This is a genomic window from Tardiphaga sp. 42S5 (assembly GCF_034044155.1).
GTDB lineage: Bacteria > Pseudomonadota > Alphaproteobacteria > Rhizobiales > Xanthobacteraceae > Tardiphaga > Tardiphaga robiniae.
In genome coordinates, this window is the sequence record NZ_CP139027.1 from 3,530,069 (window position 1) to 3,542,477 (window position 12,409).

At 61.5% G+C, this 12,409-nt stretch carries 11 protein-coding genes; 5 read left to right on the top strand and 6 right to left on the bottom strand.

Features of this window, described 5'->3' with window-relative positions; translation table 11 throughout:
• Positions 1–162 precede the first annotated feature (162 nt).
• The 5 genes from SFY93_RS16255 (at position 163) to SFY93_RS16275 (ending at position 6,911) form a co-directional block, all read left to right on the top strand.
• Positions 163–2,064, top strand: a complete 1,902-nt coding sequence (locus SFY93_RS16255; RefSeq protein WP_089267162.1) for a potassium transporter Kup — start codon at positions 163–165, stop codon at positions 2,062–2,064.
• A gap of 139 nt (positions 2,065–2,203) precedes the next feature.
• Positions 2,204–4,126 (top strand): potassium transporter Kup, encoded by a 1,923-nt coding sequence (locus tag SFY93_RS16260; RefSeq protein ID WP_320443846.1) that lies wholly within the window; start codon positions 2,204–2,206, stop codon positions 4,124–4,126.
• 168 nt (positions 4,127–4,294) lie between these two features.
• A complete protein-coding gene (locus tag SFY93_RS16265) occupies positions 4,295–4,627 on the top strand; it encodes a rhodanese-like domain-containing protein (RefSeq protein ID WP_093758906.1) in 333 nt (110 codons plus the stop codon).
• A 7-nt stretch (positions 4,628–4,634) separates the two neighbouring features.
• Positions 4,635–5,789: an aminotransferase gene (locus SFY93_RS16270; protein WP_320443847.1), complete on the top strand. Its 1,155-nt coding sequence runs from the start codon at positions 4,635–4,637 to the stop codon at positions 5,787–5,789.
• A gap of 9 nt (positions 5,790–5,798) precedes the next feature.
• Complete coding sequence (locus tag SFY93_RS16275) at positions 5,799–6,911, top strand: polyamine ABC transporter substrate-binding protein (protein ID WP_414716927.1); 1,113 nt, start codon at positions 5,799–5,801, stop codon at positions 6,909–6,911.
• 3 nt (positions 6,912–6,914) lie between these two features.
• Here SFY93_RS16275 and SFY93_RS16280 read toward each other — a convergent pair whose 3' ends face one another.
• The 6 genes from SFY93_RS16280 to SFY93_RS16305 form a co-directional block, all read right to left on the bottom strand.
• Positions 6,915–7,850 carry a lipid A biosynthesis lauroyl acyltransferase gene (locus SFY93_RS16280; RefSeq protein WP_320443849.1) on the bottom strand — a complete coding sequence of 312 codons (936 nt, stop codon included), beginning with the start codon at positions 7,848–7,850 and terminating at the stop codon, positions 6,915–6,917.
• Complete coding sequence (locus tag SFY93_RS16285; RefSeq protein ID WP_120291036.1) at positions 7,850–8,872, bottom strand: zinc-binding dehydrogenase; 1,023 nt, start codon at positions 8,870–8,872, stop codon at positions 7,850–7,852. Before SFY93_RS16285 ends, SFY93_RS16280 begins: the two co-directional genes overlap by 1 nt.
• Positions 8,873–8,976: 104 nt before the next feature.
• Positions 8,977–10,257 carry a beta-ketoacyl-ACP synthase gene (locus SFY93_RS16290; protein ID WP_068730589.1) on the bottom strand — a complete coding sequence of 427 codons (1,281 nt, stop codon included), beginning with the start codon at positions 10,255–10,257 and terminating at the stop codon, positions 8,977–8,979.
• A 116-nt stretch (positions 10,258–10,373) separates the two neighbouring features.
• On the bottom strand, positions 10,374–11,576 hold the full coding sequence (locus SFY93_RS16295) for a beta-ketoacyl-ACP synthase (protein ID WP_320443850.1): 1,203 nt from the start codon (positions 11,574–11,576) through the stop codon (positions 10,374–10,376).
• Positions 11,569–12,042: a 3-hydroxyacyl-ACP dehydratase FabZ family protein gene (locus SFY93_RS16300; RefSeq protein ID WP_068730591.1), complete on the bottom strand. Its 474-nt coding sequence runs from the start codon at positions 12,040–12,042 to the stop codon at positions 11,569–11,571. The genes SFY93_RS16295 and SFY93_RS16300 overlap by 8 nt, the downstream gene beginning before the upstream one ends.
• Positions 12,043–12,051: 9 nt before the next feature.
• Positions 12,052–12,333 (bottom strand): acyl carrier protein, encoded by a 282-nt coding sequence (locus SFY93_RS16305; protein WP_002711294.1) that lies wholly within the window; start codon positions 12,331–12,333, stop codon positions 12,052–12,054.
• Between the last annotated feature and the right edge of the window lie 76 nt (positions 12,334–12,409).

A 12,409-nucleotide genomic window follows, 5' to 3' on the forward strand; every position in this document is an offset into this window, starting at 1 on the left:
TTCCTTTTTTACTGCTCCAGCCTCTTTTTTTGCTGGGCAATGCCGATTTTTGCTGCGCTCCCGATAAGCGATCTGCGGCAGGATAGGCTAGTGTCCCGGTTGACTGGCATTGCCCGGCGCGCCATAGCCGGGTCCGGATTGTCCAGAGGCGTTACGAGCAGAATGGCCGTTACGGAAACAACAGGCGAGGGACCGATCGAAGTTCCGGTTCATACCGGCTTCTGGTCGCTCACGGTCGGCAGTATCGGCGTCGTATTCGGCGACATCGGAACGTCGCCGCTTTACGCATTCCGCGAGGCGGTACACGGCGCGACTCATGGCGCGCCGGTGACGCCCGTCATCGTGCTCGGTGTGCTCTCGCTGATCCTGTGGGCGCTGTTCATCGTCGTTACAGCCAAATACGTGCTGTTCCTGCTGCGCGCCGACAACAATGGCGAGGGTGGAACACTGTCGCTGATGGCGCTCGGCCAGCGTGCATTGGGTCGGCGGAGCTTGCCGCTGATGGTACTGGGCGTGATCGGCGCCTCGATGTTCATCGGCGATTCCATGATCACCCCGGCGATCTCGGTGCTCTCGGCGGTAGAAGGTCTCAAGCTCAAGGCACCTGCGCTCGAACCTTATGTCGTGCCGGTCACGGTCGCGATTCTCGTCGTGCTGTTCTCGGTACAGCGTATTGGCACCGCCAAGGTGGCCTCCGCCTTCGGTCCGGTGATGATCATCTGGTTCACGGCGCTGGCGCTGATGGGCGCCTCGCATATCTTCGATGATCCGACGGTGCTGAAGGCGATCAATCCGTACTATGCCGTGCAGTTCATGCTGACCCACGGGACCATCGGTCTGGTGACCCTGGGCGCAGTCTTCCTCGCCGTGACCGGCGGCGAGGCGCTCTATGCTGATCTTGGCCATTTCGGTCGCAGGCCAATTCAGTACGGCTGGTTCTTCTTCGTGTTGCCGGCGTTGATGATCAATTATTTCGGGCAGGGCGCGCTCGTGCTGTCGAACCCGGCCGCGATCGAAAATCCGTTCTATCGGATGGCACCGGAATCGATGCTGTTGCCGCTGATCGCGCTGGCGACGGCTGCCACCGTGATCGCGAGCCAGGCGGTGATTACCGGTGCCTATTCACTGGTGCGTCAGGCGGTGCAGCTTGGGCTGCTGCCGCGCTTTGAAGTGCGCTTCACCTCCGAGACCCATGCCGGCCAGATCTATTTGCCTCGGGTCAATCGTTTGCTGCTGATCGGCGTGCTGCTGCTGGTGCTGCTGTTCAAATCGTCGAGCGGTCTTGCGTCTGCCTATGGCATCGCCGTCTCCACCACCATGGTCGCCGATGGCATCATGGGCTTTGTGGTGATCTGGAAGCTGTGGAACTGGAAGGCGGCGACTGCCGCCGCGATCATCGCGCCGCTGGTGTTCGTCGATCTGGCCTTCCTCAGTGCCAATCTCCTGAAATTGCTGGAAGGCGCCTGGGTGCCATTGCTGTTCGGCGTGCTGATGGCCGGCATGATCTGGACCTGGCGCCGCGGTGCGGCGATCCTGATCACCAAGACGCGCCGTATCGAAGTGCCGCTGCGCGATCTCATCAAGAGCCTGGAAAAGCGCCCCCCGCATATCGTAAAGGGCACCGCGGTGTTTCTCACCAGCGATCCCGAATTCGTGCCGACGGCGCTGCTGCATAATCTGAAGCACAACAAGGTTCTGCACGAACACAATGTGATCCTGACCATCGAGACCGCGCAGACGCCGAAGGTCGATCTGGCCGAACGCGTTCGCATGGAGAATATCAGCGACAAGTTCTCGATGGTGAAGCTGCGTTTCGGCTTCATGGAATCGCCAAACGTGCCCAAGGCGCTGGTTGTCGCGCGCAAGCTCGGCTGGCAATTCGACATCATGGCGACGTCGTTCTTCGTGTCGCGGCGCTCGCTGAAGCCGTCGGCGCAATCCGGCATGCCGTTGTGGCAGGACCATCTGTTCATCGCGCTCAGCCGTTCGGCGAACGACGCCACCGACTATTTCCAGATCCCCACCGGACGCGTGGTGGAGGTCGGTACTCAGGTGACGATCTAAGCATCTTTTGTCATGTCTGGTTCCCCGATTTGCGCTATAACGAGTGTGATCATCGGGGCCGGGAACGGCTTCGCTGCCCCGCTGTTCAGAGATTTGCCGTTCAAAGACTTGCCATTCAGAAGTTTTCGAGGCCGTTTCCATGACCAGCGATAGTGCATCTCCCGCCGCGGCATCCTCGGCGGAGCCTTCCCATGGGCACTCGACGGCGGGCTTCGGCTCACTCATCATGGGCAGTATCGGCGTCGTCTATGGCGACATCGGCACCAGCCCGCTTTACGCGTTCCGTGAGGCACTCGTCGCGGCCGGTGGCCACAAGGCACCGGGCGTGGACAACGAAGCGATCCTGGGCGTCCTCTCGCTGATCCTGTGGGCGCTGATCATCGTGGTCACACTCAAATATGTCGTGCTGCTGCTGCGCGCCGACAACAACGGCGAGGGTGGCCCGCTGGCCCTGATGGCGCTGGCCCAGCGCGCGATCGGATCGAGCGGGCCGGTGGTGGTGATGCTCGGCATTATCGCTGCGGCGTTGTTCTATGGGGACGCGGTGATCACGCCGGCGCTGTCCGTGCTCTCGGCCATCGAGGGCGTCAAGCTCGTCACCACCACGTTCGATCCCTACGTAGTGCCGATCACCATCGTGATCCTGGTGGCGCTTTTCGCCGTGCAATCGCGCGGCACTGCGAAGGTCGCGACATTCTTCGGACCGATCATGTGCCTATGGTTCATCGTGATCGCGGTAGCGGCCATTCCGCAGATCGTGAAGCATCCTGAAGTGCTCTCGGCACTCAATCCCGTGCATGCGATCTACTTCATGTTCCATCACGGCATCATCGCCTTCGTGACGTTGGGCGCAGTGTTTCTCGCCGTGACCGGCGCCGAAGCGCTCTATGCCGATCTCGGCCATTTCGGCAAAAAGCCGATTCAGCTGGCCTGGCTGTTCCTGGTGCTGCCATCGCTGGCCATCAACTATTTCGGCCAGGCTGCGCTGGTGATGCATGATCCCACCGCGCTGGAAAATCCGTTCTATCTGATGTTTCCCGACTGGGCGCTGATCCCCATGGTGATCCTCGCGGCGACTGCCACTGTGATTGCCAGCCAGGCCGTGATCACCGGCGCCTATTCGCTGACGCAGCAGGCGATCCAGCTTGGCCTGCTGCCGCGTTTCGAAATCCGGCACACATCGGAGTCGCATTCCGGCCAGATCTACATTCCGCGCGTCAATATGCTGCTGTTCATCGCAGTGATTGTGCTTGTCGTGCTGTTCAAGTCATCGAGCTCGCTGGCCTCGGCCTATGGCATCTCGGTCACCGGCACCATGGTTGTTACCGCGATGATGGGCTTTGTGGTGATCTGGCGCGGCTGGAAGTGGTCGCCGATCGCGGCTGCGGCGCTGATCGTGCCGTTTCTGGTGATCGACGTCACGTTCCTCACCGCGAACCTCTTGAAGGTGTTCGACGGCGGCTGGGTGCCGCTGGTGATGGGCGGCGTGATCATTCTCATGATGTATACGTGGCGGCGCGGCAGCCGCCTGCTGTTCGAGAAGTCGCGCAAGCTGGAGTTTCCGCTGGCCGATCTCGTGGCCATGCTGGAGAAACGTCCGCCGCAGCGCGTGGCCGGCACGGCGGTATTTCTCACCAGCGATCCGCAGAGTGCGCCGACGGCGCTCATGCATAGTCTGAAACACTACAAAGTGCTTCACGAGAAGAACGTTATTCTCACTATCGAGACGGCGCCGACGCCGCGCATCGATCCCAGTGAGCGAGTGCGTATGGAAGAGATCAGCGCGACCTTCTCGAAAGTGACGCTGCGCTTCGGCTTCATGGAATCGCCGAATGTGCCGAAATCCCTGGCGATTGCGCGCAAGACCGGCTGGCAGTTCGACATCATGTCGACCTCGTTCTTCCTGTCGCGCAGGGCGCTGAAGCCTGCGGCGCATTCCGGCATGCCGCGCTGGCAGGACCATCTGTTCATCGCGCTCAGCCGCACTGCCAATGACGCGACCGACTATTTCCAGATCCCCACGGGGAGGGTGGTCGAGGTGGGCACGCAGGTGACTATCTAGGCCTGAGCCCGAAAAGCGGGCTTGCGGCTTTCGGGCAGGATCAGGCCCGACAATAAGCTCTTCCAACGCTTGATTTTCGCCGCGCGAGAGGCGACGTTGGCGCCCGAAAACAGGGGTGTTTCCGCCCCTTCGCATTCGCTCCGGACACCGGGGCGGCAGGAGGTTGTGGTGGCAGGCGAAGCTCATACCGTTCACGATTTGACGCCCGAGGAAGTGTCCAAGGGGATCACTGAAGGCAAGTATTTGCTGGTTGACGTGCGCGAACCCAACGAGGTCGCGGTCGAGGCCTATCCGGATGCCGTCGTGGTGCCGCTGTCGGGCTTCGATAGCGCCGATCTGCCCGATCCTGCGGGCAAGCAGATCGTCTTCGCATGTCGCTCCGGCAAGCGCTCGGTGACGGCCTCGCTGGCCGCGCAGGCCGATGGCCTTGCCTATGACAAGCACCTCGCCGGTGGAATCCTTGGATGGAAGGCCGCAGGCCTGCCGACAAAGGTTGGCTGATCGCTCGATGAACAAGATCTTCTCTGAGCTGCCCGTCACGGTGTTCGAGGCGATGTCGCAGCTTGCGCGCGATCACAACGCCATCAATCTCGGGCAGGGCTTTCCCGATCATCCCGGTCCCGACGATATCCGTCAGGCGGCCGCCGATGCGGTGCTGAACGGCTATAACCAGTATCCGTCGATGATGGGCATCCCGGAGCTGCGTCAGGCGATCGCCACGCATTACCAGCACTGGCACAAGCTCTCGCTCGATCCGATGACGGAGGTGATGGTGACCTCCGGCGGTACGGAGGCATTGACCTCGTCGATCCTTGCGGTGGTCGAGCCCGGCGACGAAGTCGTGTGCTTTCAGCCGGTCTATGATTCCTATCTGCCGATCATCCGCCAGGCTGGCGGCATTCCGCGTCTCGTCAGCCTCAAGCCACCCCATTGGCGTCTCACGGAAGAAGATTTGCGCGCGGTCTTCAATCACAAGACCAAGGCTGTGCTGTTCAACAGCCCGCTCAATCCGGCTGCAGTGGTGTCGCCGCGCGAGGATCTCGAACTGCTGGCGAAGTTCTGCCAGGAATTCGATACGATCGCGATCTGCGACGAAGTCTGGGAACATGTGACCTTCGATGGTCACGAGCATATCCCGCTGATCACCATTCCCGGCATGCGCGATCGCACCATCAAGGTCGGCTCCGCCGGCAAGATCTTCTCGCTGACCGGCTGGAAGATCGGCTTCGTCTGTGCCGCGCCGCATCTCCTGCGCGTCTGCGCCAAGGTGCATCAATTTCTCACCTTCACGACGGCGCCAAATCTGCAGGTTGCGGTGGCCTACGGTCTCGGCAAGTCCGACGATTACTTCAAGACCATGCGCGCCGATCTCGCGCGTAGCCGCGATCGTCTGGCCGCAGGTCTGGAAAGTATCGGTTTTCCCGTCATCAAGTCGCAGGGCACGTACTTCCTCACCGTCGATCTGTCGCCGCTGGGACTGAACGAGACCGACGAGGAATTCTGCCGGCGTCTCGTCTACGACTACAAGGTCGCGGCCATTCCGGTGTCGGCCTTTTATGAGCAGGACAAGGTGACCTCGGTGGTGCGTTTCTGCTTCGCCAAGAACGACGCAACGCTCGATACCGCGCTGGAACGCCTGTCCAACGCCGTTCATCGCCGCTAGGGGAAGTTGATGCGCATGGGCAAGCACGGGATCGCGTGGGTCGTCGGAGCGGCGCTGCTGTGGTCCTTGCCCGTGCAGGCGCAAGACCAGAAGCAAGAGCGCGTCGTCAACTTCTACAACTGGTCGAACTACATGGCGCCCGGCGTGCTGGAGGCCTTCACCAGGGAGACCGGCATCAAGGTCGTCTATGACACCTTCGATGCCAATGAGACGCTGGAGACGCGGCTCTTGGCCGGCAAGTCCGGTTACGACGTCGTGGTGCCGACAGCCTATTTCCTGCAGCGGCAGATCACCGCAAAGGTGTTCCAGAAGCTCGACAAGGCGAAGCTGCCGAACTTCGCCAATGCCTGGCCGGAGGTGACCAAGCGTCTTGCGATCTACGATCCCGGCAATCAGTTTGCCGCGAACTACATGTGGGGCACCACTGGCATCGGCTACAACGTCAAGCAGGTCGCGAAAATCCTCGGGCCTGACGCGAAGATCGATAGCTGGGATATCGTCTTCAAGCCGGAGAATCTTGCGAAGTTCAAAGATTGCGGCGTCCATATGCTGGACTCCGCCGATGACATCCTGCCGGCCGCGCTGAACGCGTTGGGTCTCGACCCCAATTCCACCAAACAAGCAGACCTCGAGAGAGCGGCCGATCTCGTTGGCAAGATCAGAGGCAATGTCCGCAAGTTTCATTCCTCCGAATATCTGAGCGCATTGGCGACCGGCGAGATCTGTCTGGTGGTCGGCTGGTCCGGCGACATCATCCAGGCGCGTGCGCGGGCGGATGAAGCGAAGAATGGCGTCGAGATCGGTTATGCCGTGCCGAAGGAGGGCGCGCAGATGTTCTTCGATAATCTGGCGATCCCCGCCGATGCGAAGAACGTCAATGAGGCCTATGAGCTGATCAACTATCTCTACCGGCCGGATGTTGCGGCGAAGAATTCGGATTTCCTCGGCTATGCCAATGGCAATCTCGCCAGCCAGAAGCTGATCGATCCGAAGATCCTCAACGACAAGACGATCTATCCGGATGAGGCGATGCTGCAGAAGCTGTTCGTCATTACGGCGCGCGATCCGGCGACGCAACGCGTGATCAACCGGTTATGGACGAAGGTGAAGACGGGACGCTGAGCATTATCGCCAGCGCCGATGCAGCCACAGCCACTGCTCGGGATATTCCCGGATCCAGCCTTCCAGCACTGACGTTACCGCCTGCATCGTGCCCTGAACGTCGACCTTGCCATTGGCATCGCGCACCGGTTTTACCTCTTCGGAGACTTCGATGCGGAAGCGATGATCGGGGAGGCGTATGATACGAACACCGTGGATCGGGCAATCGACCTGGCGCAACAGCCGCGCCAGCATCGGATTGGCGTTGGTCTTGCGTCCGAAGAAATCCACGGGGACGCCGTTGGTGAACCATTGATCCACCAGCATGGCGACGTGCTTGCCCTCGTTTAGCGCGTGCGCGAGTTTGAGCGGCGCATCATGGCTGGCCGGAATGAGGTTGCCCATGTTGATCGCGCGCGTCTGATGAATGGCGCGGTCAGCGGCGGCGCTGTTCGGCCGACGATAGAGCACGGCGGCGTCGAGGCCGTGGGCCACGGCGGCGAGCGCAGGAATTTCCCAATTGCCGAGATGGCTGGCGAAAATCAACGCCGGCTTGCCGTCGTCGCGCAGTTGATCGAAAATCTCGCCGGTGCGCGCGGAGAATTCGACATTGCTCGGCTTGGTCGGATTGGCCGGGTCGTAGTCCCAGATCTTGTCGAGATGCGCGAATTCCGCACCGATGCGTCCCATGTTGTCCCAGACACCTGCGAGAATCCTCTCGATCTCTTCCGGTGATTTCTCTGGGAAGGCGGCAGTGAGATTGGCGCGGCCGATCTTGTCTTCGCGAAACAGCGGGCCGATGCGCTGGGTGATCTTGCCGAACCGATTGGCGGTCTTGACCGGATCGAAATAGCGCGTGGTGCGCAGGATGCCGATCGTCAGTGCGCCGACAGCAGCGTCGCCTGCAGGCTTCAGGGCATCGCGAATGCGGGCCTTGGTGCGAAGCAGCAGGCGGAGCATCAGAAGTGAACGATGATCTTGCCGAACACCTGGCGGGTTTCCATCCGCTTCAGCGCGGTCTCGACGTCGCTGATTGGCACTTCGGTATCGATCACTGGCAGCATGCCGTCAGCCATTTTGTCGAGGCTCTCGGCAATGTTCTTCATGGTGGCGCCGAACGATCCGAAGATGCGGTATTGCTGCTGGAACAGCTGCATCAGGTTGATGGTCGTGGTCGGGCCCGAGGTCGAGCCGCAGGTGACGAGACGTCCGCCGCGCTTCATCACCAGCAGCGAGCCGTTGAAGGTGTCGGCACCGACGTGTTCGAACACGACATCGACGCCCTTCTTCTTGGTGATCTTGCGCGTCTCGCCCTCGAAGCGATCCTTGCGATAGTTGATGACGTGATCCGCACCGAGCGCCTTCACACCCTCGATCTTGGAATCGTCGCCCACGGTGGTGATGACGGTGCAGCCGATCTTCTTCGCCATCATGATGGCGACGGTGCCGATACCGGAGCCGCCGGCATGGACCAGAATGGTCTCACCGGGCTGCAGCTTGGCATTGTCGAACAGCATGTGCTGCACGGTGGAGAAGGCGATCGGGGCGCAGGCGGCGTCGCGGAAGCTGATGCCGTCGGGGACGGGGATCACCAGACGCGCCGGCATGTTCATTAGTTCGCGCGAGAAGCCGTCGATGTGGAAGCCATAGAGACCGCCGACGTTCTCGCAGAAATTGTCGCGGCCTTCCTGACAGGCCTTGCAGTGGCCACAGGTCAGCGCGCCATACATCACGACCTTCTGGCCGGGCTTCACATGGGTGACGCCTTCGCCGACGGCAGCGATTTCGCCCGAGGCTTCGGCGCCGATCGACAGCGGCAGCTTGCGCTTGGCGAAGGCCATGCCGCGGAAGCCCCAGACGTCGATATGGTTCAGGGCGACAGCCTTGACGCGAATCTGCACTTCGCCGGCACCAGGCGGCGGGGGCGGCGGCACGTCGACGACGACGAGCTCACGATCGGCAACAAGATTGAGCGCACGCATGAACCGCGTCTCCGGCAAGAAAGGTTGATTTCGGATGGCCTGCGTATCGCCGGTTCACGTCATGACGTCAACCGGCGAGGGGCGGCCAACGGGGCCGGGGAGCCTTAAACGGGCTCGCCGGTGAGGATCAGCGAGGCGTTCTGGCCACCAAAGCCGAAGGAATTCGACATCACGGCCGTCACACGGGCATCACGGGCGGTATTGGGAACCACGTCGAACGGAATGGCCGGATCGGGAACATCGTAATTGATGGTCGGCGGGATCCGCTGGTGTTCCAAGGTGAGCAGCGAGAACACCGCCTCGACAGCGCCTGCGGCGGAGAGGGTGTGGCCGACCATGGACTTGTTCGATGAGACCGGAATTTCCTTGGCGCGCTCACCGAACACGCTGGAAATGCCGAGATACTCCATCTTGTCGTTTTCTGGCGTGCCGGTGCCATGGGCGTTGATGTAGTCGATCTGGTCCGACGTCAGGCCGGCATCCACCAGTGCGTTATTCACGCAGCCGATGATCGGCTTGCCGTCCGGGCTGGAACGGGTGCGGTGGAACGAGTCCGCGAGTTCGCCGCAACCGGCGACAATGCCGAGGATCTTGGCGCCGCGCGCGGTGGCGGCTTCCAGACTTTCCAGCACCAGCGCACCGGCGCCTTCGGCCATCACGAAACCATCGCGGTTCTTGGCGAAGGGACGGACAGCTTTCTGCGGCGGGTCGTTATGGGTCGAGAGTGCTGACAACAGTGAGAAGCGGATCAGCGCTTCCGGGTTCACCGAGCCGTCGGTGGCCACGCACAGCGCGGCATCGGCTTCGCCGCGGCGGATCGCTTCGACGCCGAGCTGGATCGCAGTGGCGCCGGAGGCACAAGCGGTCGACAGCGAGATCGGCGAGCCTTTTGTGCCGAACGTGTCCGCGAGATGGTCGGCGACCGAGCCGAACAGGAAGCGGCGGTGATACTGAACGAACTTGCCGCCACCGGCGACGCGCAGCAGCGTGTCGTAATTGATGTCGCTATTGGCGCCAGCGGCCTTTGCCAGCACCTGGCGCTGCGGCCACTCGACTTCGACGGGCGCAACCGCCAGGAATAGCGGGCCGGGGAAGTCGCCCTTGCTGCCGATATTGGCCTGCGCGATGGCTTCCTCGGTGACGAGCTCGCCGAGCTTCTCGGAGAGGTCGGTGGAGGAAAACGGCTCGACCGGCACGAAATCGATCGTGCCCGCCATCGTCGTCTTCATGCCGTCGATGGGAAAGCGGGTGATGGTGCGAATGCCGGACTCGCCAGCAGTGAGCTTGGCCCAGTTGTCCTCTTTGCCGGCGCCGAGCGATGTCACGACACCCATGCCTGTGACAACGACGATCGGTCGGCCGAAATTATCGCGCGTTGCAGTCATGCTCTCTCCATCGGCCGCGTCGACCGCTTAACTTGAGCACGATCCCGAAAAGTCGATGCCGGTTTTCGGATAAGATCATGCTCAAACATAAGAAAAATCTAGAGCCCAACGAGGCTCTAGATGGCTTCAACCAGCGCCATGCCTTCGCCGCGCCAATGACCGGCGCCGATCACCACAATCTGGGTGGGCTTGTCGGACTTTTCAATCTCAAGGCCGGTCGAATCGTTCGGCGGAAACATCGCGCCGCGCGAGATCGCAAGGGCCGCAAGGCCGAGGCCGAGCGGGAATTGGGTTTCGAGCGTATGACCGAAGAGAGTGCCGGTGCCGCGGATGGCGACATCGGCATGATCCTTCAGGAAGGTGCGCTCTTCGGAGGTGACTGGCTCAGCGCCGGTCGCGCCGGTGATGATCGCTGCGTCACTCCTGGCGCCGAGCTGCGACCACAGTTTTTGCAGCGACGTCGTGACTTCGCCGGGCGTCTTGCGGCGGGCTTGATCGGCAACGACGCTCTTCAAGCGTGCCAGCGGCTTGGCGCCGCGCGCTTCAGCATGCGCCCTGGATTCGATGACGAGGAATGCGCCAGCCGAGCCGAGCGCGAAGCCCGAATTCGCCTCGCGTGCCCACACGGTCTCGAATTTGTTCTTCAGGTTGAAGTCGTCGAACTCGTATAGCAGCAGCAGATCCTTGCGCTCGCCGTTATGCGCGGCGCCGATCAGTGCGATGTCGCTCTGGCCCGAGGCGATGCGTGCCAGCGCAATGCGCGCAGCATCGACGCCGGCGGCTTCCTCGCCCATGAAGGTACGCGACGAGCCGGTGACGCCATGCACGATGGCGATGTTGCCGGCCAGCAGGTTCGAGAGCTGCGCCAGAAACAGGGTCGGACGAAGATCGTTCAGAAGCTTTTCGTTCAGCAGGCCCGGCGATGCTGCGCCATAGCCTTCCGAATTCAGGATACCGGAATCGACGGCGAGATCGCGCTCACCGCCACCGGCGGCGACGATCATGTCCATCCTCGACAGGATGTCCTTGTTGCCTTTGACGCCAGCCGAATCCAGCGCAAGGCCGGCGGCATAGGTGCCGATCCGCTGCCAGGCTTCCATCTGCCGCTGATCGCCCTTCTTGGGGATCTGCGCGTCGTAGGAGACCGGCGCGAGGGGGTGGACGATGTTCGGAGCGAAGCCGGTTTCATCGACATTGATGCGCTTGTTGTTCAACGCATCCCAATGTGCGCCAGGGCCTTCGCCCAATGACGTGGCGAGGCCAATGCCGGTGATCCACGCTTCCACCGGCTCGGATGTCATCGGTCGGGTTTCAGCCATTGGTGATTGCCTGTAGGGGAAATCCGATGCGCTCGGCCACGATGTCCATGTGCCCGCGCAGATCCGGATGGGGGAACGGGACGGTCTTGAAGGTGAGCTGCGCGTTGCAGGTCAGCTTGCCGTCGACCTTGATCTTGACAGTGGTCATGTAGAAGCCGTCGCCTTCGTGCAGCACGCTGGCGTTGATGTCCAGCTTCGTACCCGGCGTGATGAAGGTGCGCATCTTGGCTTCCTTCACCGCGGCCAGGAACGGCATGCGCTTGAATTTCATCAGCGCGATTAGCAGCCAGCCCGAAGTCTGCGCCATCGACTCGATCAGCAGCACGCCGGGCATCAGCGGGTAGCCCGGGAAGTGGCCCTCGAAGATGGTGCTGGTCTCGGGGACGTTGGCTTCGACCGTGATCGTCCGTTCGCCGACATTGAGGTCGGTGATGCGGTCGATCAGGTGAAAATATTCGAGGTTCATGGCGGGGCGTTACGCGCCCTTGGCCGCGACCAATTCGTCGATGCGCGCGCTGAGGTTCTTCAGGACGAAATACTGCTCAGTGGTCGCCTTGCCGTCATTGACCTCCTGGGTCCATTTTTCGAGCGGCAGCTTGATCCCGAACGCCTTGTCGATCGCGAAAGCGATATCCAGGAAGTCGAGGCTGTCGATCCCCAGATCGTCGATGGCGTGGCTTTCCGGCGTGATCGTGTCGCGGGGAATGTCGCAAGTCTCGGCGATGATTGTAGCGACCTGATCGAATGTGGAGGACATTACTAAGCCTTTGATATATTGAAGATAATGTTCGATCGGCGCGCGCAAAGACAGGGCTTCGCCCCGGGGCAGTCCC